We start from the raw sequence: 25,235 nt of genomic DNA on the forward strand, positions 1-25,235 counted from the left end.
CGCCCCACGGAAGGAAGCGCAGATGTCTCTCCCCCGCTCGCAGAAACCCGTTCCGGCACCGACCCGACGCGCTGTGGTCGCCGCGGCCTCGGCGGCCGGGCTCGCCGCGGCGCTCGCCGCCTGCGGTGACTCCGGCGACTCGGGATCGGGCGAGAAGTCCTCGTCCGAGGGTGCGGGCAAGACCCTGGCACCCACCTCGGACATCCCGGTCGGCGGCGGGAAGATCTACGGGGACGACGGTGTGGTCGTGACCCAGCCCAAGGAGGGCGAGTTCAAGGCCTTCACGAACATCTGCACCCACCGCCAGTGCCCGGTGGCCTCGGTTTCCGACGGCACCATCAACTGCACCTGCCACGGCAGCAAGTTCTCCATCGAGGACGGCACCGTCAAGGAGCCGCCCGCGACCCGGCCGCTCGGCGCGAAGAAGATCGAGGTCTCCGGCGGCCAGATCAAGCTCGTCTGAGGCCCTGCCCGGGGGCTCAGGCGTCCTGCGGGTACCAGCGCAGTTCGACGGTGTTGCCGTCCGGGTCGGCGATGTACAGCGAGCTGGCGTTGCCACGGGCGCCGAAGCGCTCACCCGGGCCGTCGAGTACGGTGAACTCGCCGGTGTCGACGACCTGTTGCCAGTCCAGGGGCTCCACCACGAGGCAGATGTGGTCGACGTTGGTGCCCGCCGAAGTGCCCTCGCCGTGCGGTACGAAGTCGATCAGGGCACGAGGACTCAGCCGTACGGACGGAAAGGGCACCCGGCCCGCCCGCCACTCCTCGACGCGTACCGGCTCCAGGCCGAGCGGTCCGGTGTAGAAGGCGAGCGCCCGCTCCAGGTCGGCGACCTTCAGGACCAGGTGGTCGAAGTCGATCACACGCAGGTCGGCAACGCTCATGGAATCTCCTCGGGTTGGGGCCGTGGGCCAGGGAAGTACGGGCCGGGTGCGGGGCTTTCGCACCGGCCCCCGTCGTTGCCTCCAGCATGGCGAGTCCCGATCCATCGGTCCAACACATGTTTGTCATCCCATCGATCGCGGATCACGATGGATCCATGGATCTGCAGCAGATGCGCTACGTCGTGGCCGTGGCGGAGACCGGGGGCTTCACGCGTGCGGCCCGGCGGTGCTTGGTCGTCCAGTCCGCGCTCAGCCACCAAATAGCCCGCCTGGAGAAGGAGTTGGGCACCCGTCTCTTCGACAGGACCAGTCGGCGGGTACGGCTGACCGCCGCCGGGGAGGCCTTCGTACCCGCCGCCCGGCAGGCCCTCGAGGCCGCCGAACGGGCGCGGGCCGAGGCGGCGGCAGCGGCCGGTGAGGTCCGTGGCCGCCTGGCCGTCGGGGCGATCCCCACGGTGACCGCGGTCGATCTCCCGGCGCTGCTGCGCGCGTACCGCTCCCGCTTTCCGCAGGTACAGGTCAGCCTGCGCGCCGGGGCGAGCGAACGCATGGTGACGCAGGTGCGCGACGGCGAACTCGATGTGGCCTTCCTCGGGGTCCAGCCCGGGTTCCGGCTCCAGGGTGTGCGCGGACGGGTACTCGCCCGGGGTGAACTCGCGGCGGTCGTCGCGCCGGGCCACCCGCTCGCGGGCGCCGCCGAGGTGGATCTGCCGCGGCTCGCCCAGGAGGTCTTCGTGGACTTCGCCACCGGCAGCGCGGCCCGCGCCCAGTCGGAGGAGGCGTTCGCCGCGGCCGGGCTCACCCGCGAGGTCGCCTTCGAGGTCTCGGGGGTGGAACTGATGGCCCGTATGGTCCGCCACGGGCTCGGCACGGCCCTGCTCCCGGCGGGCTTCGCCGCGGAACTGCCGGACCTGCGCTTCGTCCCCGTCCGGGACGCGCCACAGCGCGTCGAGTACCTGGTCAGCGGGCCGTTTCGACCCGCTCCGGCCGCCGGGGCCTTCCTCGCGCTGGTGGCCGAGGAGTCGGGTCCGCAGGGAGAGTCGGGCCCGGAGGCGGAGTCGGGCCCGGAGGCGAGGTCAACTCACCTTGCAGGCGGATGAACCGGATGAATCCGAGGAGATCCCGCGAGCCGTGACGGGCCCCGCGAGGCCTGACGGTCGTACTGTCTGAGGGGTTTGCCGAGGAGGCTTCTGATGCGCAGCGTGACCTATTCGATGAACGTCTCACTTGACGGCTACATCGTCGGACCGGATGGCGACTTCGACTGGACGGGTCCCGACGAGGAAGTCTTTCGCTTCTGGATCGACGAGATCCGAGACGTCGGCGTACACCTGCTGGGACGGCGGCTGTACGAGACGATGCTGTACTGGGAGACCGCCGATCAGGACCCCTCGTTCGACGACTCCATGCGCGAGTGGGCCGCGCTGTGGAACCCGCTCCCGAAGGTGGTGTTCTCCACCACGCTGTCGACGGTGCAGGGCCATGCCCGCCTGGCCTCCGGCGGCCTCGCGGAGGAGATCGAGCGGTTGCGGGCCGAGCCGGGCGAGGGCGACATCGCGATCGGCGGCGCGACACTCGCCGCCCAGGCGGCCGCGGCGGGCTTGATCGACGAATACCGGGTCATGGTCTACCCGGTGCTGGTCGGCGGGGGCACCCCGTTCTTTCCCCGGCACGAGCGCCGAGTGGATCTCGAACTCGTCGAGACCCGGACCTTCGGCTCGAAGGTCGTCTACCTGCGCCACCGCGTGGTGCGCCAACCCAGCTAGGTTGGTTGACCCGCGTCAACAACCCTGCGGGTCACTACACCTGGATGAGTAAGTCCGAAGTCGCTTCGAGAGCGTCCGTTGTCCATCAAGTCAGGCGCTGTCGTCGAACCGAGTCGGAGGATGCCGTGCCGATGACGGAACAGCGACGGCGGGCCCCGCGCCGACCCAGTCCGTGCGCCCTGCCCCGAACGACGGCTTCGATACGAACGCGATGTCGGTGGGGCGGCTGCGATTGTCCGTGGCGAGACGTACGGTACGCAGGCACGAGCACTGGAGGGGGAGATTATGGGCGACTGGTTCCAGACGATCGTCGACACCGAGGCCACGCCGGGGGAGGCGCAGGGACTCGCGGCGAACATTCTCGATTGGCTGATCGCAGACGGCTTCGTCACAGCGGAACGTACCGACTGCGTCCTCGGCGCTGACGCCGGGCACCCGCCAGGGACGCGTTACGCCGAAGCCGTCGAGGAGGCGGATCCCGAGCTGGTCAATCTGTGGAGCAACGGCCTGCACGTCACCGTAGGGCGCACGGTCTTCGATGCCGGGCAGGGCGAACCCTCGGCCGTCACCTGCCCGCACTGCGCAGCGAAGGTGCCCCTCGTCGACGAGTACTGGTCGCCCATCGAGGAGAGCTGGGCCCGGTTCAAGGACGCAGTGGGTTCCTGGGCCGAGGGCCACGACGAGCCCGTCGCGTGCCCGTCCTGCGGCCGGACAGCTCCCGTGCACACGTGGCTCTGGGCCGACGACTACTTCGCGTTTGGCCATCTCGGCTTCACGTTCTGGAACTGGCCCACACTGCGCCCCGAGTTCGTCGTGGACTTCGCACGCCGTCTCGGCGGCCACCGCACCGTACTGCTCGAAGGCAAGCTCTGACAGGACATGAAGAGTGAGGCCCTCGTGTGCCAGTGTGTGACCAACGGCATCGCGACCCTCATCACTGCTCTGTACGCGAAGATCGACGATGAGTTGGGAGAAGCCGCTGGCCGGAGTTCGGACTTACTCGTCCAGTGCCACAACCTCTCCCGGGGCACTAGGTACACAGCCCGGCCCCGCACCGCTGTATCGCCTCTACGGCCGCCCTGATCGAGGGCCGACGGTCCGCTTCCGCGCGCCAGACCACGTAGACATGGCGGGACACGCCCTCGCGTACGGGGACTGTGACGACGCCCTCCGGGAGCGGGTCGCGGCCGAGCCGGGGGGCGACGCAGACGCCGAGTCCGGCCGCCACGAAGGCCAGTTGGGTCTGGTGCTCCTCGGCGGTGTGCGCCACCCGTGGTTCGATGCCCTGCCCGCGCAGCGTGAAGAGCAGCCACTCGTGGCAGAAGGCGCCCTCGGGCCAGGTGATCCACTCGTCGTCGGCGAAGTCGGTGAGGTCGACACTCTCGCGCGCGGCCAGCGGGTGCGTGTTCGGCATGGCGACATCGGTGATGTCGTCGAGCACGGCCGCCTTGCGCAAGCCGTCCGGCACGCCGAGCGGCTTGTTGTACCAGTCGAGGACGACGGCGAGGTCGACGTCGCCGCGGACCACCGCCGCGACTCCCTGCTCGGGCTCCCACTCCACGGTGCTGACCCGCAGTCCCGGGTGCTCGGCCCGCAGATCGGCCACCGCGGCGGGCAGCAGTCCGCGGGCCGCGGTCGGGAAGGCGGCCATCCGCAACTCGCCCACGGCACGGCCGCGTTGGGCCTCCAGGTCGGACTGGGCGAGTTGTACCTGCGAGATGATCTGCCGCGCGTGATCGGCGAGCAGCCGCCCGGCGTCGGTCAGCCGCACCCCGCGCCCGTTCTTGGCCAGCAACTGCTGGCCCACCTCGCGCTCCAGCTTGGCCATCTGCTGGGAGACGGCGGAGGTCGTGACGTGCAGCCCGGCCGCCGCTCCGCTCACGGAACCGTGGCGGGCGAGGGCATCGAGGGTACGCAGTCGCTCCAGGTTCAACATGTAAGTGATACTAATCCATACCTGCAAAGACAATTCGCTTGTCCTAATGTGTGGGCGCCGGGCATCGTGAGGCCCATGACGCGTAGCACCGCCCCGGGACAGCCCTCCTGCACGACGGCGGACCCCATCGACTCGGACCTCATCGACTCGGACCTCATCGGCTCAAGCCCCGACGGCGCGGACCTCGTCGCCCCCGAATCCGCCGCACCCTCCGTACCCCCCACGCCCGTGACAGCCGTCGGGGGCGGCGGCGCGGACCCCACGGCCGAGTCCGCCGCAGGCGCCCCCGCGCGCCGCCGCGTCGACTGGCGCATCCGCTTCGCGCTGCTCTCGCTGGTCTGGGGCTTCAGCTTCCTGCTGATCAAGGTGGGCACACACGGCTACCCGCCCCTTCAAGTCACCCTGGGCAGGCTGGTGTTCGGCACGGCGGTGCTGGGTGTCGCGCTCCTTGTCCGCGGCGACCGGCTGCCGCGGAGCCTCAGACTGTGGGGGCATCTCGCGGTGGCGGGGCTGCTGCTCAACGCGCTGCCGTTCTCGCTCTTCGCCTTCTCGGAGCTGTCCATCCCCTCGACGCTCGCCGGGATCTGCAACGCCACTTCGCCGCTGTGGGGCATGGCCCTGTCCCTGGTCGCCCTGTCCGAGGACCGGCCCACCCGCCGCCGGTTCGCCGGGCTCGGTATCGGCTTCCTCGGGGTACTGACCGTCCTCGGCGCCTGGCAGGGCTTCGGCGGCCTGGACCCGGCCGGCACCGCGATGGCGCTGCTCGCCTCGTTCTGCTACCCGGTCGGCTGGATCTACCTGCGCCGTACGGTGGCCGCCGAGGGCCACTCCCCCATCGCCCTGATGGGTGGCCAGCTCTTCCTCGCCTCGCTCCAACTCGCCCTGGTTACGGCGCTGTTCACCTCCGTGCCGACCCACCTGGACGTACTGCCGCTGCTCGCGATCCTCGCGCTCGGCGTGTTCGGTACGGGCCTCGCGGTGCTCATCCAGTACGGCCTGGTCAACGAGGTCGGACCGACGACCGCGCAGATGGTCACGTACTTCATCCCGGTGATCGCCACCGTCGCCGGTGTCTCGATCCTCGGCGAGCCGCTGTCCTGGAACACCCCGGTCGGCGCGCTGATCGTGCTCGTGGGCGCGGCACTGGCCCAGTCGCGCACGCGCAAGGGGTAGCGGATTCCGAGGAGTTGACGCGTCGAGGGAGTTGACGCGTCCGGCGGTCGGCCCGTGCCTCGGGCCGACCGCCGGACGGCGTACGTCCCGCCTACAGCGGCGTCACGTACGCACCCGCGATACCGCCGTCGACCAGGAAGTCCGTGGCGTTGACGAAGGAGGAGTCGTCGCTGGCGAGGAAGGCCACGGCCGCGGCGATCTCCTCGGCCTCGGCGAACCGGCCCGCCGGGATGTGCACCAGACGCCGCGCGGCACGCTCCGGGTCCTTGGCGAACAGCTCCTGCAGCAAGGGGGTGTTGACCGGTCCGGGGCACAGCGCGTTGACGCGGATGCCCTCGCGCGCGAACTGCACGCCGAGCTCACGGGACATGGCGAGGACGCCGCCCTTGGAGGCGGTGTACGAGATCTGCGAGGTGGCCGCGCCCATCACGGCCACGAACGAGGCGGTGTTGATGATGGATCCGCGGCCCTGCTGCCGCATGTACGGCAGGGCCGCCTTGCAGCACAGGTAGACCGAGGTCAGGTTGACCTCCTGGACCCGCCGCCAGGCGTCGAGGCCGGTCTCCAGGATGGAGTCGTCCTCGGGCGGGGAGATGCCCGCGTTGTTGAAGGCGATGTCGACGCTGCCGTAGGTGTCGTGGGCGGCCTTGAAGAGGGCCTCGACCTGCTCGGCGTCGGTGACGTCGACGCGTACGAACAGGCCGCCGGTCTCCTCGGCGGCGGCCTTGCCCGCGCGTTCGTCGATGTCGCCGCAGACGACGTGCGCGCCCTCGGCGGCGAGCCGCCGGGCGGCGGCCAGGCCGATGCCGCTGCCGGCGCCGGTGACGACGGCGGTACGGCCGACCAAGCGGCGGCACACAGGGGATTCGGTCATGGGGTTCAAGCCTCCGTGCTGAGGAAGACGTTCTTGGTCTCGGTGAATGCGGTCAGTGCGTCGGGGCCCAGTTCACGGCCGAGGCCGGACTGCTTGTAGCCGCCGAAGGGCGTCCAGTACCGGACGCTGGAATGGGAGTTGACGGAGAGGTTGCCCGCCGCGACGCCGCCGCTGACCCGCAGGGCGCGGCCGAGGTCACGGGTCCAGATCGAGCCCGCGAGGCCGTACTCGGTGGCGTTGGCGAGGGCGAGGGCATCCTGCTCGTCCTCGAAGGGCAGCACCACGGCGACGGGTCCGAAGATCTCCTCCACGGCCGCGGGCGCGTCCGGGGCAAGCCCCGTGAGGACCGTGGGCGGGAACCAGAAGCCCGGGCCCGTCGGCGCGGTGCCGCGGATGCCGTCGAGCCCGTCGGGGACGTACGCCCGTACGCGGTCCAGCTGGACCTGGGAGATCAGCGGGCCCATCTGGGTCTTCTCGTCGGCCGGGTCGCCGACCACGACCTCGCGCAGCGCGGGGGCGAGCAGTTCGAGGAAGCGGTCGTGGACCTCGCGCTGGACCAGGATGCGGGTGCGTGCGCAGCAGTCCTGTCCGGCGTTGTCCAGGAAGGACATCGGGGCGGCAGCGGCGGCGGCCTCGATGTCGGCGTCGGCGAAGACGATGTTCGGGCTCTTGCCGCCGAGTTCGAGGGTCACCCGCTTCACGCGCTGGGCGCACTTGGCCATGATCTGCTTGCCGACGCGCGTCGAGCCGGTGAAGACGATCTTGGCGACGCCCGGATGCTCGACCAGGGCGTTGCCCGCGACCTCGCCGGTGCCGGGCAGGACCTGGAAGAGGCCCTCGGGAAGGCCTGCCACCAGGGCGAGTTCGGCCAGGCGCAGCGCGGTCAGCGGGGTGGTCTCGGCCGGTTTGAGGATGACCGCGTTACCGGCGGCGAGTGCGGGGGCGGTGCCCCAGGCCGCGATCGGCATGGGGAAGTTCCACGGGGCGATCACGCCGACCACGCCGAGCGGTTCGAGGATCGTGACGTCGAGTCCGCCGGGTACCGGGATCTGCCGCCCGTTGAGCCGTTCGGCGCCGCCCGCGGAGAAGTCGAGCAGATCGCGGACGTTGCCCGCCTCCCAGCGGGCGTTGCCGAGGGTGTGGCCCGCCTCCCGGACCTCCAGGAGCGCGAGTTCCTCCAGGTGCGCGTCGACCTCGGCCGCGAACCGGCGCAGCAGTCGGGCGCGGTCGGCCGGCGCCGCCGCGGCCCAGCGCCGCTGTGCGGCGGCAGCCAGCGCCACCGCCGCGTCGACCTCTTGCACGGTGGCGGCGGCGACGGTGGTCAACAGTTCCCCGGTGGCGGGGTTGAGCACGTCGAGTTGGTCGGGGAGGTCGGGCTGGTCGGGCTTGTTGGACAAGGGGGGCCTCACAGACGTTCGAAGGAGCGGCGCAGTTCCCAGTCGGTGACCGCGGCGTCGAAGGCGGCCAGTTCGACCCGGGCCATGTTGCTGTAGTGGGCGACGACCTCGTCGCCGAACGCGGCCTTCGCCAGCGGGCTGGTCTCCCAGAGCTCGGCCGCCTCCCGCAGAGTGGTGGGGACATGGGCGAAGTCGGCGGCGTACGCGTTGCCGGCGCAGGGCTCGGGGAGTTCGAGCTGCTGCTCGATCCCGTACAGGCCCGCCGCGACAAGTCCGGCGACCGCGAGGTACGGGTTGACGTCGCCGCCGGGTACCCGGTTCTCGAAGCGGGTCGAGGCACCGTGCCCGACGACGCGCAGCGCACAGGTGCGGTTGTCGACTCCCCAGGCGACGGCGGTCGGCGCGAACGAGCCGGGCTGGAAGCGTTTGTAGGAGTTGATGTTGGGGGCGTAGAGCAGCGAGAAGTCGCGCAGCGCGATGAGTTGACCGGCGAGGAAGTGCCGCATCACCTGCGACATGCCGTCCTGCCCGGGACCGGCCATCACGCTCCTGCCCGCACCGTCCCTGAGCGACAGGTGGATGTGACAGGAATTCCCTTCGCGCTCGTTGTACTTGGCCATGAAGGTGAGCGAGACGCCCTCCTGGGCCGCGATCTCCTTGGCGCCCGTCTTGTAGACGGCGTGCTGGTCGCAGGTGACCAGGGCCTCGTCGTACTTGAACGCGATCTCGTGCTGGCCCGGGTTGCACTCGCCCTTGGCCGACTCCACGGTCAGTCCGGCGGTGGCCATCTCGCGGCGGATGCGGCGCAGCAGGGGCTCGATGCGGCCGGTGCCGAGTACGGAGTAGTCGATGTTGTACTGGTTGGCCGGGGTCAGGCCGCGGTAGTCCGCGTCCCAGGCCTCCTCGTAACTGTCCTTGAAGACGATGAACTCGAGTTCGGTGCCCACATGGGCGGTGTAGCCGTGGGCGGCCAGGCGCTCCAGCTGACGGCGCAGGATCTGCCGGGGCGCGGCCACCACGGGCGCGCCGTCGTGCCAGGCGAGGTCCGCGAGGAGCAGCGCGCTGCCGTCGTTCCAGGGGATCAGGCGCAGCGTCGCGAGGTCGGGGCGCATGGCGAAGTCGCCGTAGCCGTTCGACCAGGAGGACATGGCGTAGCCGTCGACGGTGTTCATCTCGGTGTCGACGGCGAGCAGGTAGTTGCAGCCCTCGGTGCCGTGCTCCAGTACCTCGTCCAGGAAGAATGCGGCGGCGAACCGCTTTCCCTGGAGGCGCCCCTGCATATCGGGGAAGGCGAGCACGACGGTGTCGATCTCGCCGCTCGCGACGAGGGCACGCAGCTCCTCGACGGCGAGCGGGGGTGTGCGGTCTGCCACGGGTGGCTCCTCCTTCGATACCGGAAGCTTTAAGGTATTGCCGAAGACCTTTGAGGGGAAGAGGGAACCGCAAGGTGACACGGAAGAGTGCGCCCGCCGAGGGCGCGGACACCTCCCGAGACCGGCTGGCGCCGGTACTCCGGCCGGTGCGGGCGGGCAGCGGGTTCGAGGAGGCGCTGGAGCAGATCCTCCAGGTCATACGCCTGGGCCTGGTGCCGGGCGGCGAACGCCTGCCCGCGGAACGGGAGTTGGCGGACCGGATGGGGATCAGCCGGGTCACCCTGCGCGAGGTCCTGAAGGTGCTCCAGGAGCAGGGCCTGGTGGAGGGCAGACGGGGCCGGTACGGCGGCACCTTCGTCCTGCACCGGGACCGGGCCGCCGACGAGGAGGAACTGCGCCGCCGCACCGCCGCGGTGGACCTGGAGGACCTGCTGCGCTTCCGTGAGGTCCTCGAGGTCGGGGCCGCGGGCCTGTGCGCGGCGCACGGGCTGACCGACGAGGGCGCCGAGCGGCTGCGCACCGCCCTGCGGGCCACCGGCGACGCCCCGCTCGACGACTACCGGCGCCAGGACACCCTCTTCCATCTGGCGGTGGCCGAACTGTCCGGCTCCCCCTCGCTCACCGCGCAGTACGCGGCCGCCCGCGCCAAGGTCAACGACCTGCTCGACTGCATCCCCCTGCTGGTGCGCAATCTGGAGCACTCACAGACGCAGCACACCGCGGTCGTCGAGGCGATCCTCGAAGGGAACCCGGACGGGGCCCGCGAGGTCATGCGCGAGCACTGCGCCGGAACGGCGGCGCTGCTGCGGGGCTTCCTGGCCTGAACCGCCGCACCGTTCACGCCACTTCGCCGTCACCCTCCGGCACCCACCCGATTTACCGGAACGTCACGCAGAGGTATTGCCTTCTCCACGCCGGACCGCAAAGGTATGGATCCACTCCATTGAGCACGACGCGGGAGCTCTGCTGCCATGACGCTGGAAGAAACCCCCGAGCACCGCACCGCGGGTGCCGACCCGGGCAAGGACGAATACCTGCGGCGGCGGACCCTGCGGCGCGGCAGCGCGGGCTGGCTCCTGCTGACCGGACTCGGCGTGGCCTACGTCGTCTCCGGGGACTTCTCGGGCTGGAACATCGGCCTGGCCAAGGGCGGGTTCGGCGGTCTCGCCATCGCCACCGTTCTGATGGGCATCATGTACGCGGCGCTGGTCTTCTCGCTCGCCGAGCTCTCCGCGATCCTGCCGACCGCGGGCGGCGGGTACGGCTTCGCCCGCCGCGCGCTCGGCACCTGGGGCGGCTTCCTCACCGGCACCGCCATCCTCATCGAGTACGTGCTCGCCCCGGCCGCGATCTCGCTGTTCATCGGCGACTACGTGGAATCCCTCAACCTCTTCGGCCTGACCTCCGGTTGGCCCGTCTACCTGGCCTGCTTCGCGGTCTTCATCGGCATCCATCTGTGGGGCGTCGGCGAGGCACTGCGCTTCAGCCTCGTGGTGACCGCGATCGCCGTGGCCGCACTCCTCGTGTTCGCCGTCGGCGCCTTCGCGGACTTCGACGCCGGGCGGCTCAACGACATTCCCTCCGACGGCAGTTTCGGCGCGAACTCCTGGCTGCCCTTCGGCATTCTCGGCATCTGGGCGGCCTTCCCCTTCGGCATGTGGTTCTTCCTGGGTGTGGAGGGCGTTCCGCTCGCCGCCGAGGAAGCCAAGGATCCGGTGCGCTCCATGCCCCGGGCCCTGTCCCTGGCGATGCTCGTGCTCGCGCTGCTCGCGGTGGTGACGTTCTTCGCGGCCACCGGGGCGCAGGGTTCGAAGGCGCTCCAGGACGCGGGCAATCCGCTGGTGGTCGCGCTGGAAGGGGACGGCGGACCCACAGCCCTGAGCCGCTTCGTCAACTACGCCGGACTCGCGGGCCTGGTCGCCTCGTTCTTCTCGCTGATCTACGCGGGCTCGCGCCAGTTGTTCGCCCTGTCCCGGGCGGGTTACCTGCCGCGCTTCCTCTCCCTCACCAGCCGCCGCAAGTCGCCGTACCTGGGTCTGCTGATCCCCGGCGCACTCGGTTTCGCGCTCGCCGCCGCCTCCGGAAACGGCGCGCGCATGCTCAACATCGCGGTGTTCGGCGCGACCATCTCGTACGCGCTGATGGCGCTCTCGCACATCGTTCTGCGCCGCCGCGAGCCGGAACTGCCGCGCCCGTACCGCACCCCCGGCGGTGTGCTCACCTCGTCCGTCGCTCTGGTCCTCGCGCTGTCCGCGCTGGTCGCGACGTTCCTGGTGGACAAACAGGCGGCGTTCCTGGCGCTGGGCGTCTACGTGGTCGCCCTGGCCTACTTCGCCTTCTACAGTCGGCGGCATCTGGTGGCGAACGCCCCGGAGGAGGAGTTCGCCGCGCTGGCGGCCGCCGAGGCCGAGCTGGAGCGGGACTGACAGCAGGGCCGACAACGAGGTCGGCAGCGGGACCGGGGGCGAACGACGGTGCCGGGCGGCCCTGCGGGCCGGCGGACACGAAAGGGATTGTGCGGTGACAAGGCCACTCATCGGTGTGTCGACCTATCAGGAACCGGCGCGTTGGGGCGTGTGGGAACTGCCCGCCGCGCTGCTGCCCGCCGGGTATCCGCGCCTGGTGCAGGCGTCGGGCGGCATCTGCGCCATGCTGCCGCCCGACGCACCGGAGGTGGCGGCCGAAACCGTCGCCCGGCTCGATGGACTCGTCGTCGCCGGTGGCGCGGACGTCGAACCCGCACGCTACGGTGCGGCGCCCGACCCCCGTACCGGCCCGCCCGCACGGGACCGGGACGCCTGGGAACTCGCCCTGATCGAGGCCGCGTTGGACTCCGGCACACCTCTGCTCGGCATCTGCCGCGGCATGCAACTGCTGAACGTCGCCCGCGGCGGCACCCTTCTGCAGCACCTGGACGGGCACACCGGCGGACGAGGCGTCTTCGGCAGCCACGCGGTCGTACCGGTGCCGGGCACCCGCTACGCCGCACTGGTCCCCGAGACCACCGAGGTGCCCACGTACCACCATCAGGCGGTGGACGTACTCGGCACCGGTCTGACCGTGAGCGCCCACGCCGCGGACGGCACGGCCGAGGCGCTGGAACTGCCGGGCAGTTGGGCACTCGGCGTCCAGTGGCACCCCGAAGCGGGCGAGGACACACGGGTGATGACCGCTCTGGTGCGCGCGGCCGCCACCCGCTGATCCGGCCGTACGGACGCCGGGCCGCGCACCACGTCCCCGGCCCGCCGAGCCATCGCCCGACCCTTCACTCGTAGCGCCGCCCAGGCGCCGGACCCACCGCGTCGGCCACCGCGTCGGCGAGGGGTTCGATGTCCTCGGTCCCGATCGGGGAGAGGGTGATGCGGATCCCGGGCGGGGTGCCGATACGGAAGCGGGCGCCGGGGGCCACCGCCCAGCCCGCGTGCAGCAGGCGGGCCACCGCGCCGGTCTCGTCCGGGACCGGCACCCAGACGTTCATGCCGCTCACACCGTGGGCGGCCAGGCCCCGTTCGGCGAGGGCTGCGAGCAGGGCGTTGCGGCGGGCGCCGTAGGCGGCGGCCACCCGCTGCGGGGCCACCGCCTCGTCGTCCCACAGCCGGACGACGGCGCGCTGGAGGATACGGCTCACCCAGCCGGGCCCCAGCGCCTGCCTGCCCTGCACCCGGTCCATGGTGAGCCGGTCGCCGGTCAGGACGGCGAGCCGCAGGTCGGGGCCGTACGCCTTGGAGGTGGAGCGGATCAGGGCCCAGTGGCGGACGGAACCGGCCAGCGGATGCAGCGGCAGGTCGACGATGCCGTGCCCGTGGTCGTCCTCCACGAGAAGCACCGAGGGGTGGCCCGCCAGGACCTCGCGCAGCCGCGCCGCGCGCTCGGCACCGATCGCCGCCCCGGTCGGGTTCTGCGCCCGGTCGGTCACGATCAGCGCCCGGACTCCGGCGCGCAGGGCCCGCTCGACGGAGTCGGGCTGCGGCCCCTCGTCGTCCACGGTGACCGGCACCTGGCGCAGCCCGAGCGCCGGAACCAGATCGAGCAGGCTGCCCCAGCCGGGGTCCTCCACCGCCACCGCGTCACCCGGTCTGAGGTGTGCCTGGAGCACTCGTTCGACGGCGTCGAGGCATCCGGACAGCACCGCGACCGGGCCGTCGGGTACCCCCTCGGCGGCGAAGAACTCCTGGGTGCGCGCGGCGAGTTCGGGCTCCACGGCCGGGGCGCCGTACAGCACGGGCGTACGGTCCCCGCGCCGGGCCGCGGCGGCCAGTGCCGGGCCGAGTTCGGGCAGCAAGGCGGGGTCGGGGTTGCCCATGGACAGATCGCGCACGCCCGCCGGGACCTGGACGCGCAGACTCTCGCGTGCGGCGGTCGCCGGTTTCGGCCGCACGCGGGTACCGCGGCGTCCGGCCGTCTCCACCAGACCGCGCTCGCGCAGGGTCCGGTAGGCGGCCGCCACCGTATTGGGATTCACCCCGAGCTGCGCCGCCAACTCCCGGATCGGCGGCAGGAGTTGACCGGGCTGCAACGCACCCGAGGCCACCGCCTCCTCCACGCTGCGGGAAATGTCCTGGGCACCGCCACCACGGATCGGATACTCTCCTAGCACAAAGACCACTATGCACTAGTGCAATCAATCCCGCAATGGGGCGGGCGGCCGCACCCGTGCATCGCTCCACACCCCGCAGCACCGACCCACGCACCGACGCACACGAGGGAGTCCGCGACATGCCGGACCAGACCGCCTACCCCCAGACCCCGCGCACCATCCCGACCCGCTCACGCGACCGCGCCCACTACGACCGCGAGTCGGTGCACGCGATACTCGACGGCGCGTACCTGTGCCATCTGGGATTCGTGCGCGACGGGGCGCCCGTGGTGCTGCCGACCCTGTACGCCCGCGTCGGCGAGCGGCTCTACGTGCACGGTTCGACCGGCTCCCGCCCGCTGCGCGCCGCCGCCACCGCCCCGGACGACAGCGGCATCGACGTCTGCCTGACCGTGACGCACGTCGACGGTCTCGTGCTGGCCCGCTCGGCGTTCCACCACTCCCTCAACTACCGCTCCGTACTGGTGCACGGGCGCGCCGTGGACGTCCGGGACGAGGACGAGCGGCGCATCGCCCTCGACGCCATCGTCGACCAGGTGGTCCCCGGCCGCAGCGCCGACTCCCGCCCCGCCAACGCCAAGGAACTGGCCGCCACCGCCGTCATCGCGCTCGACCTCCGCGAGGTCTCCGCCAAGGTCCGCACGGGCGGACCCAACGACGAGCCGGAGGACCTCGCACTCCCCTACTGGACCGGCGTGGTGCCGGTGCAGCAGCGGTACGGAACGCCCGAGCCCGCCGAGGACCTCGCGGAGGGGATCGCGGTGCCGGAGTACGTGAGCCGTCTGGTGGGGTGAGGCGTCACCCTCCCCCGGCCTGTTCGAGCGTCGCCTGCTCGGGTCGGCGCTACTCGACCGACCCGGCCTGCTCGACCCGCTGCCCCTCCTCGTCCCGCTGCCCCTGTCCGACTCCCTCGGGCCGGGGCAGCGAGCCGGTCACCGGTTCCGGCGCCGCCTTCACGGGCGTCGCCGACTGGGCGATGAAGGCACCGGCCAGTACCGCGAGACCGCCCACGACCTGGGGCGCCGACAGGTGTTCGCCGAGCAGGATCCAGGCGAACACGGTGGCCACCACGGCCTCCAGGCAGGCCACCACTCCGGCCACCTGGGGGCTCAGGCTGCGCACCGCGAGGACGCCGGTGCCGTAGGCCGCGACCGTCGCGACGAGGACGACCCAGGACAGCAGCAGCGGCGCCGCGACCTCGGTGCCGTCCATCTCCGCGGTGCCCGCGAGCACCGAGAAGTCCATGGTCCAGGGCCGGGTGAGGGCGGTGAGCACAATGGCGCCGACGAGCAGTCCGTAGGCGATCACACCGAGCGGATCGGGGCGCGCGTCGCCGTCGGCCGAGCCCTGGTCGGACAGGACGAAGTAGCCGACCTGGCAGCAGGCGGCGCCCAGCGCGAGCAGCAGGCCGAACGCGTCGAAGCCGAGCCCGGACCACACCTCGACCACACAGGCCAGACCGCCCACGGCGAGGATCACACCGACCGCCGCGGCCCTGCTCACCGGGCGGCGCTGGACGAACCGCACCCAGCCGAGCAGCAGCGCGGGCCCCAAGTACTCGACGAGCAGGGCCACTCCCACCGGAATCCGGGAGATCGCCGCGAAGTAGCAGGCCTGTACACCCGCGACGGCAAGCAGTCCGAAGCCGAGGAGCAGCGCGGGGCGGGTACGCACCAGCGACCGGTGCCGCCAGACCAGCGGCAGCATCACCAGGGCGGCCCCGGCCACCCGCAGCCACACCACGTGCAGCGGGTCGAGCCCCGCCTCGATCAGCGGTTTGGCCGCGACCCCGGAACCTCCGAAGGCGCATGCCGAAACCAGCGCGAGGGCAAGCCCCGGCCCTCTTCCCTGTGTTGTCCCACCGGATGTCGTACGCACCCGCCACATGATGACAGGACTCGTCATGAGCGTCACGCCCGATGCCCCTGTCTCACCAGGTGGATGTGGTCACGCCCGGAGCGCCACCGGCCCGTCGCTCACTGTCGGCGCACCTGCTCGTACCGCCCGAGGAAACGGAACGCGCCTGCCCGGGCCTCGTAGAGGAAACTGGTGTTCTTCCAGGTGAGAAGGCGGGTTTGCGGATCAAAACCCAGTGTCTTGGCCACGCCTTCGTAGCGCTGTCCGAGCAGGGCACCGGACAGCACGCCCGGGGTGACGGGGTCCCGCCGGTGCAGGGTGGCGAGGGTGTGGGCGAGCAGGCCCACGGCGTCGTACGCCTCCGCCGCCCAGGGGGCCGGGGGCGAGCCGAAGCGTTCCCGGTGGGCGGCGGCGAAGCGTGCCGCGGGACCGGACGTCGCGGCGGTGGTGTCCGTGCGGGCGCAGCCGAAGACCCAGCCGTCGGCGGACTTTCGCGCGTCGTGCACAAAGGCCGGACCCATCGCCTGCTCGATGCCGACCCGGGCCCCCGCGAAGCGCGCCGAGGACAGCAGTCGTGCGACCCGGGCGGCACGGCGGGGCGAGGTACCGGCATAGACGACCGCACCGGGGCGGGTGGCCAGGGCCGCGGACACCGCGGCGGTGAAGTCGTCCCGGTCCGCGTCGACCGGATGGACCGAGGTGGTGCCCTCGTTCGGCGGGTTCTCGGTGAGATCGCGCACGAGGTCCTGCGCCACCGACCCGCCCGCGCGGTCGTGCACGACGGCGGTACGGCTCACCGACCGTACGGACGTCAGGTAGTACAACAGCGGCACGGCCTGCATCAGTTGGGTCGCGCGGGTCACGTACAGGGTGTGCTTCGCGGTGGGTGACATGGCGCCGCCGTCGTAGGAGGCCAGGACGATGGCGGATCCGGCGGCCGTGTACGCCGGTTCGGCGGCGGTCAGGGTGACTTCGGAGGTCGGTCCGATCACGGCGGACACCGGCGTCGGCCCGGAGAGCAGGGTCCGCGCGGCGGCCCGTGCGCCCTCCGCCCGCCCCTGGTCGTCGGCGACGCGCAGCGCGACCCGGAAGGGCGCGTCGGTGCGGGAGTTGTGGGCGTCGACGGCGAGCAGAGCACCGCGACGGGTCGCCTCTCCCACGCCTTTGAGCGGTCCGGTCAGGTCCGTCTGCAGGCCGATGCGATACAGCACACGGTCGTCGCCACCCGCGGAGGAACGACGTCCGAGGGCCAGGGCGGCCGCCGCACCCGTGGCGGCGAGCGCCGCGCCGCCCGCGAGCAGGAAGCGGCGGCGCGAACGGCTGGGCGGCCGGGTTCCCGCCTCTTCCTGCGGGACGGTCGCAGGCTCCGCGCCGCCGGACCCGGGGTGCGCGGGTTCGGCGCGCTCCGGCGGATCGAGGGCACGGGCGGCGCGGTCGGCGACCAGACGCAGTACGGCCGGTGGGAGCCAGTGGTCGGCGTCCTCGGGCGCCGGACGTACGCCGGAACCGGGACCCGAGGCGGGTGGCTCCCCGGCGCTCCGGTGAGCGCCGGTGCGGCCGCCGTCCGCGACACCTTCGCCGCCCGCCCCCGTCCCGTCGGTCACCGGCGCCTGCCGACCCCAGGTCCCCGACTCTCTCGGATCCACCGGCGCGTGCGGCGCGGCGAGTGCGGCGGCGACAGCCCCTGCGGTCGGCCGGTCGGTCGCCTCACGGGACAGACAGCGGGCGATCAACTCCCGTGCTGTGGACGGCAGGTGACGGAGATCCCCGAGGTCGGGCGCCTCGTGGAGCGTGCGGTACAGGACGGCCAGGGCGTCCCCGCCGCCGAACGGCGGGCGGCTAGTCGCCGCGTACACGAGGACGCAGCCCAGGGAAAACAGATCGCTCGGCGGTCCGACCTGCCCTCCGTACATCCTGGTCTGCTCCGGTGACAGGTAACCCGGGGTGCCGATGATGGTGTCCGCCGAAGTCAGCGCCGTCGCGCCGGTGCTGTGCGCGATACCGAAGTCGATCAGGCGCGGGCCCTCGCGGGTCAGCAGCAGATTGCCCGGCTTCACGTCCCGGTGCACCAGGCCGGTGGCGTGCACCTCGGCCAGGGCCTCGGCGAGGCGGGCGCCGAGGGCGAGCACCGAGGCCGCCGGGAGCGGGCCGCAGGCGGCGACCGCTTCCGCGAGCGAGGGTCCGGCCACGAAGTCCGTGGTCAGCCAGGGTTCCCGGGCGTCGGCGTCGGAGGCGCGGACCGGCACCGTCCAGCGTCCGGTCAGGCGCCCGGCGAGGGCCGCCTCCCGGCGGAACCGGGCCCGGAACGCGGGGTCGGCGGCGTGCTCGGCCCGGACCACCTTGAGGGCCACCAACTCGCCGAGGGCAGTGCGGGCCAGGTAGACCACACCCATGCCACCGGCGCCGAGCCGGGCCAGGAGCCGGTGCCCGCCGATCTCGGCAGGGTCCTCCGTTCGCAGTGCGCGCATGGCCGGGCCTCAGGCTCCCTTCAGTTCGAGCGGACCCGCATAGCGGAAGCGGCCGTCGCGCACCTGATAGCGGTGGACGTTCTCGGCCTTGAGCCACCGCTGTTCGGAGAAGGCGTACGTGCCGGCGATCCCCTTGAACTCCGCCTTGCCCAGCGCGGTGGTGAGCGCGGCCCGGTCCGGGCCTTCGGCCCCCGCACCGGCGAGCGCGGTGATCCGGTCGATGACCAGGCGCACCGCGTCGTAGGCCTCGACGGCCCAGGGGCCGGGCGCCACCCGGTAGCGACTCCGGTGGGCAGCCGCGAAGTCCCGTGCTGCCGGGGCGTTCGGGTCGGAGTAGGACACCACGGTCTGCCAGCCCTCCGCGGCGGCGCCCGCCGCGTCGAGGAACGCGTCCGTCGCCGATCCCGGGTCCAGGAAGCGTGGCCCGTCGAAGCGTCTGTCCCTCAGGAACCGGGCCACCTCGGCCGCGCGTGGTGCGGTGCCGGAGTAGTAGAGGCTGTCGACCTTCCGGGCCAGCAGGTCCCGCAGGACGGGCGAGGCGTCGGCGACCGAGGCGGGCACCACACGATAGGCCAGTTCGAGCCGGGCCCCGCGCGCCGGGTGCTGCATCATCTGCGCGGGCTCCCAGCCGGTGATGCGGCCTGCCCGGTCGACCACGGCTCCCAGGTGCCGGGCTCGTTGCGTCTCCAGCGCCGACGCCACGCCGTACACGGTGTACGAGTTCATCGGCGCGGCCCGGAAGTAGTGCTGCGGCTGCCGGACGAGTGCCGTGGACATGGCCCCGATCGACAGCTCCGAGACCGTGACCAGCGGCAGCCCCGCGTCCTCGTACAGGTCGACCACCGGCGCGGTCGCACTGCCGGTCGGGCCGAGCACCGCCAGCACCTCGCGCGCGTCCGCGAGTCGGCGGGCGGCCGCGCGTGCCCCGGTCAGCTCGCCGTGGTCGTCCTCGACCCGCAGTTCGAGCGGAAACGGCTTGTCGGGGCGGCTGTTGTACTGCGCCACCGCCAGCCTCGCCGCGCGTTCCTGGCTGCGGCCGACCGCTTTCGTGGGACCCGAGAGGTCGGCCTGCACACCCAGTGCCCGGACCCGCCGCCCTGACCCGGTGCCCTCGTCGCCGGGCCACAGCAGCGCCGTGGCGGTACCCGCGCCCGCCGCGAGCATCGCTCCGCCCGTCGCCCACCACAGGACACGGCGCCGCCCGGGCCTGGCGGGAGCCGGGGCCGGGCCGACGAGTTCGGTGTCCTCCACCCCGGGCAGCGCGAGGAGGTGCGCCGCGCGGTCGGCGATCATCCGCACCACGGGGTCGGGCAGCCACTCGGCGCCGGAGGTGACCGAGTCCTCCACCAGGGCCCCGGCCGCTTCCCCGGCCGACGGACGCGCGGCGGGGTCCTTGGCCAGGCAGCGGCCGAGGAAGGCACGCAGCGCGGGGTCGGTGATGCCGTCGAGGTCCGGAGCATCGTGGACGGTCCGGTACAGGAGGGATCCACTGTCACCGTGTCCGAACGGCGGCCGTCCGGTGGCGACATAGGCGAGCACGCAGCCGAGGGAGAACATGTCGCTCGCCGGGTCCACCCGTTGCCCGCGGGCCTGTTCGGGCGAGAGGAAGCCGGGTGAGCCGACGACGAGGCCGGTCGCGGTCAGTCCTGTCTCCTCGCCGTCGGCACGCCGGGCGATGCCGAAGTCGATGATCCGCGGCCCGTCGAGGGCAAGCAGGACGTTGCCGGGCTTCACGTCACGGTGCACAAGTCCCGCCGCGTGCACGGAAGCCAGCGCCCCGGCGAGCGCCGTACCGAGGATCCGCACCGCACGCGCGGGGAAGGCACCGCAGGTGGCGACCGCCTCGGCGAGCGAGGGCCCGGGCACGAACGCCGAGGCCAGCCACGGCGCGGGCGCGTCCGGGTCGGCGCCGAGGACCCGGGCCACCCAGGGGCTCCGCACACCTCGGGCGGCGGCCACCTCGCGCGCGAACCGGGCCCGGAACTCCGGCTGTTCGGCGAACTCCGGCTGGATCACCTTGACCGCGGCCAGGTCACCCTCCGGCGTACGCGCCAGGTACACCACTCCCATACCGCCGGCGCCGAGCCGGCCGAGCAGCCGGTGTCCGCCCAGCCGCGACGGATCCGAAGCGAGCAGCCGCTCCATCACAGCACCGCCTTCGACGTGGCACCCTGCTCGGCCGCGCGCCCGCCGGAGGGGCCGGGCGCGCCGCGACCGGCCGCCCGGTTGCCGCCTGCCTCTTCCCGCTCCGTGCCGGTTCCGCTCTTGCCTTCGACCGGCCGCCCGATCTCCGACTCCGCGCGCCCCAGCATGCGCGGCACCGGGCCCGTCGCCGCCTGCATCAGCTCCATGGAGGTCCAGCCCTTGCCCGCGCACGCGGACACCGACACCACCACCGGCCCGAAGGTGGCCTGCTGCCACATGTACGGGTACGGCCCGCCCTCGGTGGCACTGGTGCAGAAGCCGACCTCGACCAGCGAGTCCTCGGCGTAGTTGTTGCCGCTCTCGCCCCAGGCCGAGGCGCTGGACAGCAGCCCGGACAGCTTCTCGCCCTTGCGCAGCGTCTGTTCGGAGCAGCCGAGGGCCTCCTCCAGCATCCCGGCCTGTTCCCAGGCCGCGTCGCTCACCTCGGGATGCACGGTGACCGTCGCGGTCATGCGCACCGGGCCCTTGCCCCCGGCGGCGGGGATAACGAAGTGGCGGGTCAGGCTGGCGAGTACACGGGGCGGCAGCGCTTCCCTCCGCCACACGCAGTTGTCACCGAGCACCGACCAGGTCGCCGGGTCGCTCTCGTAGGGCTCCGCGCGGACCACTTGCTGCCCGAACTGATCGGGCCCCGCGATCACCTTCCCGACGAGCGCCCGCGCGTCCGCCGCCGTACGCGGGAGTTCGGCCGGATCCGCCTCGATTGTCGGCGCGGGAGCGGGCACCGTGCCGCCCTCGCCCCCGGCGCCCGTCGGGCTCTCGGCGCCGCTCGGCTTCCCCGCGGCCGAGGGCGACTCGGAGCCGCCGCCCTGCGCCTTCCCCTGCGTCCCCTCCCCCGTACCCGTACAACCTGATGCCAGCACGGCCGCGACCCCCCACCCGCACCACCACCCCACCGCTACACGTCGTCTCATCGCCGTTCCCCCCAGATCCCCTCTTCGCCACCGGGTACGGCACTCCGTCCCGACGTCCCCCTGCGCGGCCCGGCCTCCCCGACCGGCGTCTCACGCACCACGCACCGCACTCCGTCACGCACAGATGACAGCCAAGAACAGTTCGTGGTTCCCCCAACCGCTCAAGTACCCGCAGACCTAGGGCACTTGTGAGCCCGCGTCACGCCGCGCGGGACGGATCGCCCCGGCGGCAGGCGTGGGCGTGTGCGGACTCATGGCCGACATAGTGCCCGGTCCCGGTGTACGCGGAATGAGTACGGCTACTCAAAATCCGGTCATGGGAGGGGAGATGGCAGGGGTTGGGTGCGGAGGGGCCAGGCCTTGGCCCCTTACCCCTGTGGAGTCGTGAACTACGGGGACGCCTAGCGACCGGCTTGTTCGGCCCGCAGCGCCTCGGCGCAGGCGAGTACCTCCCGTGCGCCGAGCCTGCCGGGGTCGACCGCGACGCGGCGCAGCACCTCGGCCGCACGGGAGCCCGGGTCCTCGGCGAGGGCGGCCAGGAGGTGCAGGCCGCGCACCGTCGACTCGCCGCGCCGACGGGCCAGTTCGCCCGCGGTGCTCATGGCCCGCGCCGCCGAGGGCGACATCCCGGGGAGGGTCACCGTGGGCGAGGCGCCGGAGTCCTCGACCGAGGAGCGCCAGCGCAGTCCGTAGCCGATGCTGCGCTGGACGAGATAGCCGAGCAGCTTCGCCACCCGCGCGGTACCGAGCACGGCGCGGGCCTCGGGGTCCGACTCCAGGAGCGAGTGCAGCAGATGGGCGGTGTCGATCTCCCGGTCCTGGTCACGGGACGCACGGCGGCGGGCCGCGGCCAGGGCGGCGACGATCTCCGGACCGTACGCCACGGCCATCGCGGCCACGCGCGGACCGCCGTCCGGCCGCTCCTGCGATCTTCGGGATTGCACGTTTCCCACCTCATCAGCCGGTGCGGGCCGAATCGTCGGCAGCGGGAAGCATTTCGGCATCCGACACTGGTTGGTATGCCTTGGCCATCCCCTCATCCTTGGGGATGAGATCCGGGACATCTCACCCGGGAGGGACGCGCGCCGCCTTGCCGTGACGGAGCCGGACATCTCGCCCTCCGGCCACACGGGCCCCTGACCGACACAACCTTGAAGTCCGGTGCTCCGCAGGCCGGACGGACCGCGCCTCCACACTCGTGACTCGTACGGAGTGTGGAGGCGCGGGAATGCGAGGGTGCGGGAGTGCGGGCACATCGGTCGCACCGGGAGGGTCAGTCCTCCTCGGCGAGGATCAGGTACAGCTTCTTCCGGGCCTCGTTGATGACGCCGACCGCCCGGTCGCGCTGCTCCTTGTTGCCCGCCTTCCACACCTGCGCGAAGGCCTCCATCAGACCGGCGCCCGCCTGACGGATCTCGTTGACCGTGTCCCAGTCGATGCCGCGCCCGGCTTCCTGCCAGGGCGCCTCGGGCCCCTCGTCGGCGGCGCTGCGACCCGAGTCGGTCAGGTCGAACAGCTTCTTGCCGCCTTCGGACTCACTGCGGATCAGGCCCTCGTCCTCCAGCAGTTGGAGCGTGGGGTACACCGAGCCGGGGCTCGGCTTCCACGCGCCGCCACTGCGTTCGGCGATCTCCTGGATCATCTCGTATCCGTGCATCGGGCGGTCCTTGAGGAGCGCGAGGATCGAGGCGCGCACATCGCCGCGCCGCGCGCGGCCACCACGGCCGCCTCGTCCGCCCCAGGGGCCGCCGGGCCCGCCGAAACCGGGCCCGAACGGGCCGAACGCAGCGCGCCGCCCCTCGAAACCCTCGAATCCACCACGACCCGGGTGTCCGGGCCGACAGTGCTCAGTGCCGAATCCATGGGAACGCATATCGCTCACCCTTCCTTCGGTAGATCGGTCGCGATGCCTCAACGATATATCGCCGATACTCGTACGGCAAACGTACAGTTCGGGACAACGGGGACCGCACGGCGGCTAGGCGGCGAGGCGGCGGGGATACAGCGACGGAAGGGCTTCGGTCCACTTGTGGCGCATTGGCCTTGGCTCGCCGGTGTCCGGGCGGCCTAGCGTCGTGGCATGCGGATTCGAATCGTGGACGCCTTCACCGACCGCCCCTTCGCCGGGAACCCGGCCGGGGTCGTACTGCTCGACGCCTTTCCGGACGACGCCTGGATGCAGCGCGTGGCCGCCGAGGTCAACCTCTCCGAGACGGCCTTCGCCCACCCCGATGCCGGGGGCTCGGGAGCGGACTGGCAGCTGCGGTGGTTCACGCCGGTCGCCGAGGTGGACATGTGCGGGCACGCCACACTGGCCACCGCGCACGTCCTGTTCGACTCGGGCGCCGTCGACGGCGAGGTGCGGTTCGCGACCCGCAGCGGCACCCTCACCACCGCCCGGCATCCGGACGGCTCGTACGGAATGGATTTCCCGGCGGCCCCGCTCACCGCGGCGACCGCGCCCGAAGGGCTCGCCGAAGCGCTCGGCGCCGATCCGGTGTCCGTGCAGGACACCGGGCCGTACGTCGGCGACCTCCTGGTCGAACTCGCCGACGAGAGCACGGTGCGCGGCCTCGGCCCCGACTTCCGCGCCCTGGCCGCGTACTCACGACGCGGCGTCATCGCCACCGCACGGGCCGATGCGCCGGGCCGCGGCTACGACTACGTCTCCCGCTGCTTCTTCCCCAACGTCGGCGTGGACGAGGACCCGGTGACCGGCAGCGCGCACACCGCGCTCGCCCCGTACTGGGCACACCGCCTGGGCAACGTCCTGCTCACCGGCCTCCAGGCGTCCGCGCGCTCCGGCCTGGTGCGCACCGAACTGCGCGGTGAGCGCGTGCTGTTGACCGGCCACGCGGTCACCGTCATCGACGGGGAACTGCACGCCTGAGCCTCACGGCCCGGCCGTCGGCACCCTCGGGCGCGCGATGTCCGGGCCGGACCGGGTCAGGCGGTCGGCAGCCAGTCCACCCGGCCCGCGAGCAGCCCGTATCCGACGAAGGCACCGATGTCGAGCAGGGAGTGGGCCACGACGAGCGGGCCGACCCGGCCCCAGCGGCGGTAGAGCAGCACGAAGACCACACCCATGACCATGTTCCCGATGAAGCCGCCGATGCCCTGGTAGAGGTGGTACGAGCCGCGCAGCACCGAACTCGCGGCCAGCGCCTTCGTCGGCGACCAGCCCAACTGCCCGAGCCGGTGCAGCAGGTAGCCGACGACGATGACCTCCTCGACGACGGCGTTCTGGATCGCGGACAGGATCAGGACCGGGTACTTCCACCACACGTCGGGCAGATCCTCGGGCACCACGGTGAGGTTGAAGCCGACGCCGCGGGCGGCGAGATAGAAGGCGATGCCGGTACTGCCGATCACGGCGGCGACACAGGCTCCGCGCAGGAGGTCGGGTGTGGGCCGGGTGCGGTCGAAGCCGAGCGCGCGCAGCCCGCTCCCCTCACGCAAAAGCAGATGCGCGACCAGTGCCACGGGCACCAGAGCGGTGGTGATCCCGAACAGCTGCCAGGCGAGGTCCAGCCACGGACGGCCGGGCGCGGCAGAAGAGTTGAGGGTGGCCGCCTGGTCCTTGAGACCACCCGGCTTTGTGACCGAGCCCACGAAGCTGACCAGTGCGGACACCGCACTCGCGCCGAGTGACAGCGCGAGTACGAGCAGTGTTTCCTGCCGTAGGACACTCCTTGATCGGCCTTCTCGTGGAAAGAAATCGGCCACCGGATCATCCTTCGACCGCACTCGCGCCTCCAGTTGAGCAAACCACCCTCACACCCTTCACTCGT

The 25,235-nt window shown here is 72.1% G+C and carries 23 protein-coding genes; 10 read left to right on the top strand and 13 right to left on the bottom strand.

What is annotated here, in order from left to right; translation table 11 throughout:
* The first annotated feature begins 22 nt into the window (after window positions 1-22).
* Complete coding sequence (locus HUT18_RS02250; protein WP_176097320.1) at window positions 23-463, top strand: Rieske (2Fe-2S) protein; 441 nt, start codon at window positions 23-25, stop codon at window positions 461-463.
* Between the two features lie 16 nt (window positions 464-479).
* Here HUT18_RS02250 and HUT18_RS02255 read toward each other — a convergent pair whose 3' ends face one another.
* Entirely contained in the window at window positions 480-869 is a 390-nt protein-coding gene (locus HUT18_RS02255; protein WP_176104238.1) for a VOC family protein, read from the bottom strand.
* A gap of 170 nt (window positions 870-1,039) precedes the next feature.
* On the opposite strand from HUT18_RS02255, the gene HUT18_RS02260 reads away from it, so the two are divergent.
* The 3 genes from HUT18_RS02260 (at window position 1,040) to HUT18_RS02270 (ending at window position 3,523) form a co-directional block, all read left to right on the top strand.
* A complete protein-coding gene (locus HUT18_RS02260) occupies window positions 1,040-1,984 on the top strand; it encodes a LysR family transcriptional regulator (RefSeq protein ID WP_176097321.1) in 945 nt (314 codons plus the stop codon).
* Between the two features lie 93 nt (window positions 1,985-2,077).
* Entirely contained in the window at window positions 2,078-2,650 is a 573-nt protein-coding gene (locus HUT18_RS02265; RefSeq protein ID WP_176097323.1) for a dihydrofolate reductase family protein, read from the top strand.
* A 285-nt stretch (window positions 2,651-2,935) separates the two neighbouring features.
* Entirely contained in the window at window positions 2,936-3,523 is a 588-nt protein-coding gene (locus tag HUT18_RS02270) for a hypothetical protein (RefSeq protein ID WP_176097325.1), read from the top strand.
* 157 nt (window positions 3,524-3,680) lie between these two features.
* Here the strand turns inward: HUT18_RS02270 and HUT18_RS02275 are convergent, their stop codons facing one another.
* A complete protein-coding gene (locus HUT18_RS02275) occupies window positions 3,681-4,586 on the bottom strand; it encodes a LysR substrate-binding domain-containing protein (protein ID WP_176097327.1) in 906 nt (301 codons plus the stop codon).
* Between the two features lie 75 nt (window positions 4,587-4,661).
* Here HUT18_RS02275 and HUT18_RS02280 point away from each other — a divergent pair, with 75 nt between their 5' ends.
* Window positions 4,662-5,759 (top strand): DMT family transporter, encoded by a 1,098-nt coding sequence (locus HUT18_RS02280; protein ID WP_176097328.1) that lies wholly within the window; start codon window positions 4,662-4,664, stop codon window positions 5,757-5,759.
* 91 nt (window positions 5,760-5,850) lie between these two features.
* Here HUT18_RS02280 and HUT18_RS02285 read toward each other — a convergent pair whose 3' ends face one another.
* From HUT18_RS02285 to HUT18_RS02295, 3 genes are read right to left on the bottom strand one after another with little or no spacing between them, the layout of a single operon-like run.
* Complete coding sequence (locus tag HUT18_RS02285) at window positions 5,851-6,633, bottom strand: 3-oxoacyl-ACP reductase (RefSeq protein WP_176097330.1); 783 nt, start codon at window positions 6,631-6,633, stop codon at window positions 5,851-5,853.
* A gap of 5 nt (window positions 6,634-6,638) precedes the next feature.
* Window positions 6,639-8,030 carry an aldehyde dehydrogenase gene (locus HUT18_RS02290; protein WP_254878391.1) on the bottom strand — a complete coding sequence of 464 codons (1,392 nt, stop codon included), beginning with the start codon at window positions 8,028-8,030 and terminating at the stop codon, window positions 6,639-6,641.
* Window positions 8,031-8,038: 8 nt separating this feature from the next.
* Window positions 8,039-9,403: a glutamine synthetase family protein gene (locus tag HUT18_RS02295; protein WP_176097332.1), complete on the bottom strand. Its 1,365-nt coding sequence runs from the start codon at window positions 9,401-9,403 to the stop codon at window positions 8,039-8,041.
* A 74-nt stretch (window positions 9,404-9,477) separates the two neighbouring features.
* On the opposite strand from HUT18_RS02295, the gene HUT18_RS02300 reads away from it, so the two are divergent.
* The 3 genes from HUT18_RS02300 to HUT18_RS02310 all read left to right on the top strand — a co-directional run bounded on the left by HUT18_RS02300 (window position 9,478) and on the right by HUT18_RS02310 (window position 12,604).
* Window positions 9,478-10,227, top strand: a complete 750-nt coding sequence (locus HUT18_RS02300; protein ID WP_176097333.1) for a FadR/GntR family transcriptional regulator — start codon at window positions 9,478-9,480, stop codon at window positions 10,225-10,227.
* A gap of 147 nt (window positions 10,228-10,374) precedes the next feature.
* Window positions 10,375-11,829 (top strand): ethanolamine permease, encoded by a 1,455-nt coding sequence (gene eat / locus HUT18_RS02305; RefSeq protein WP_176097335.1) that lies wholly within the window; start codon window positions 10,375-10,377, stop codon window positions 11,827-11,829.
* 94 nt (window positions 11,830-11,923) lie between these two features.
* Complete coding sequence (locus tag HUT18_RS02310) at window positions 11,924-12,604, top strand: gamma-glutamyl-gamma-aminobutyrate hydrolase family protein (RefSeq protein ID WP_176097337.1); 681 nt, start codon at window positions 11,924-11,926, stop codon at window positions 12,602-12,604.
* A gap of 64 nt (window positions 12,605-12,668) precedes the next feature.
* On the opposite strand, the gene HUT18_RS02315 is transcribed toward HUT18_RS02310, so the two are convergent.
* Window positions 12,669-14,000 carry an aminotransferase class I/II-fold pyridoxal phosphate-dependent enzyme gene (locus HUT18_RS02315; RefSeq protein ID WP_176097338.1) on the bottom strand — a complete coding sequence of 444 codons (1,332 nt, stop codon included), beginning with the start codon at window positions 13,998-14,000 and terminating at the stop codon, window positions 12,669-12,671.
* Between the two features lie 119 nt (window positions 14,001-14,119).
* Between HUT18_RS02315 and HUT18_RS02320 the strand changes: the two genes are divergently transcribed.
* A complete protein-coding gene (locus HUT18_RS02320) occupies window positions 14,120-14,794 on the top strand; it encodes a pyridoxamine 5'-phosphate oxidase family protein (RefSeq protein ID WP_176097340.1) in 675 nt (224 codons plus the stop codon).
* Between the two features lie 49 nt (window positions 14,795-14,843).
* On the opposite strand, the gene HUT18_RS02325 is transcribed toward HUT18_RS02320, so the two are convergent.
* The 6 genes from HUT18_RS02325 to HUT18_RS02350 all read right to left on the bottom strand — a co-directional run bounded on the left by HUT18_RS02325 (window position 14,844) and on the right by HUT18_RS02350 (window position 23,317).
* The gene (locus tag HUT18_RS02325) at window positions 14,844-15,887 is read right to left on the bottom strand and encodes a DMT family transporter (RefSeq protein WP_176104240.1); all 1,044 of its coding nucleotides are present in this window, start codon (window positions 15,885-15,887) and stop codon (window positions 14,844-14,846) included.
* Between the two features lie 89 nt (window positions 15,888-15,976).
* On the bottom strand, window positions 15,977-18,325 hold the full coding sequence (locus HUT18_RS02330; protein WP_176097342.1) for a bifunctional serine/threonine-protein kinase/ABC transporter substrate-binding protein: 2,349 nt from the start codon (window positions 18,323-18,325) through the stop codon (window positions 15,977-15,979).
* A gap of 9 nt (window positions 18,326-18,334) precedes the next feature.
* Complete coding sequence (locus HUT18_RS02335) at window positions 18,335-20,470, bottom strand: bifunctional serine/threonine-protein kinase/ABC transporter substrate-binding protein (protein ID WP_176097344.1); 2,136 nt, start codon at window positions 20,468-20,470, stop codon at window positions 18,335-18,337.
* Entirely contained in the window at window positions 20,470-21,393 is a 924-nt protein-coding gene (locus HUT18_RS02340) for a hypothetical protein (RefSeq protein WP_176097345.1), read from the bottom strand. Before HUT18_RS02340 ends, HUT18_RS02335 begins: the two co-directional genes overlap by 1 nt.
* Before the next feature lie 452 nt (window positions 21,394-21,845).
* A complete protein-coding gene (locus HUT18_RS02345) occupies window positions 21,846-22,334 on the bottom strand; it encodes a Clp protease N-terminal domain-containing protein (RefSeq protein WP_176104241.1) in 489 nt (162 codons plus the stop codon).
* A gap of 383 nt (window positions 22,335-22,717) precedes the next feature.
* On the bottom strand, window positions 22,718-23,317 hold the full coding sequence (locus HUT18_RS02350; protein WP_176097347.1) for a PadR family transcriptional regulator: 600 nt from the start codon (window positions 23,315-23,317) through the stop codon (window positions 22,718-22,720).
* A gap of 207 nt (window positions 23,318-23,524) precedes the next feature.
* Here HUT18_RS02350 and HUT18_RS02355 point away from each other — a divergent pair, with 207 nt between their 5' ends.
* Window positions 23,525-24,334 carry a PhzF family phenazine biosynthesis protein gene (locus tag HUT18_RS02355; protein ID WP_176097349.1) on the top strand — a complete coding sequence of 270 codons (810 nt, stop codon included), beginning with the start codon at window positions 23,525-23,527 and terminating at the stop codon, window positions 24,332-24,334.
* Window positions 24,335-24,390: 56 nt separating this feature from the next.
* On the opposite strand, the gene HUT18_RS02360 is transcribed toward HUT18_RS02355, so the two are convergent.
* Window positions 24,391-25,191 carry a CPBP family intramembrane glutamic endopeptidase gene (locus tag HUT18_RS02360; RefSeq protein WP_176097350.1) on the bottom strand — a complete coding sequence of 267 codons (801 nt, stop codon included), beginning with the start codon at window positions 25,189-25,191 and terminating at the stop codon, window positions 24,391-24,393.
* Window positions 25,192-25,235 lie beyond the last annotated feature (44 nt).

This window comes from Streptomyces sp. NA04227 (assembly GCF_013364195.1).
Lineage (GTDB): Bacteria > Actinomycetota > Actinomycetes > Streptomycetales > Streptomycetaceae > Streptomyces.

Coding starts and splice junctions, on each gene's coding strand:
- HUT18_RS02250 (WP_176097320.1), top strand. CDS start 23: ATGTCTCTCCCCCGCTCGCAGAAACCCGTTCCGGCACCGACCCGACGC.
- HUT18_RS02260 (WP_176097321.1), top strand. CDS start 1,040: ATGGATCTGCAGCAGATGCGCTACGTCGTGGCCGTGGCGGAGACCGGG.
- HUT18_RS02265 (WP_176097323.1), top strand. CDS start 2,078: ATGCGCAGCGTGACCTATTCGATGAACGTCTCACTTGACGGCTACATC.
- HUT18_RS02270 (WP_176097325.1), top strand. CDS start 2,936: ATGGGCGACTGGTTCCAGACGATCGTCGACACCGAGGCCACGCCGGGG.
- HUT18_RS02275 (WP_176097327.1), bottom strand. CDS start 4,586: ATGTTGAACCTGGAGCGACTGCGTACCCTCGATGCCCTCGCCCGCCAC.
- HUT18_RS02280 (WP_176097328.1), top strand. CDS start 4,662: ATGACGCGTAGCACCGCCCCGGGACAGCCCTCCTGCACGACGGCGGAC.
- HUT18_RS02285 (WP_176097330.1), bottom strand. CDS start 6,633: ATGACCGAATCCCCTGTGTGCCGCCGCTTGGTCGGCCGTACCGCCGTC.
- eat (WP_176097335.1), top strand. CDS start 10,375: ATGACGCTGGAAGAAACCCCCGAGCACCGCACCGCGGGTGCCGACCCG.
- HUT18_RS02320 (WP_176097340.1), top strand. CDS start 14,120: ATGCCGGACCAGACCGCCTACCCCCAGACCCCGCGCACCATCCCGACC.
- HUT18_RS02325 (WP_176104240.1), bottom strand. CDS start 15,887: ATGTGGCGGGTGCGTACGACATCCGGTGGGACAACACAGGGAAGAGGG.
- HUT18_RS02330 (WP_176097342.1), bottom strand. CDS start 18,325: ATGCGCGCACTGCGAACGGAGGACCCTGCCGAGATCGGCGGGCACCGG.
- HUT18_RS02335 (WP_176097344.1), bottom strand. CDS start 20,470: ATGGAGCGGCTGCTCGCTTCGGATCCGTCGCGGCTGGGCGGACACCGG.
- HUT18_RS02345 (WP_176104241.1), bottom strand. CDS start 22,334: ATGGCCGTGGCGTACGGTCCGGAGATCGTCGCCGCCCTGGCCGCGGCC.
- HUT18_RS02350 (WP_176097347.1), bottom strand. CDS start 23,317: ATGCGTTCCCATGGATTCGGCACTGAGCACTGTCGGCCCGGACACCCG.
- HUT18_RS02355 (WP_176097349.1), top strand. CDS start 23,525: ATGCGGATTCGAATCGTGGACGCCTTCACCGACCGCCCCTTCGCCGGG.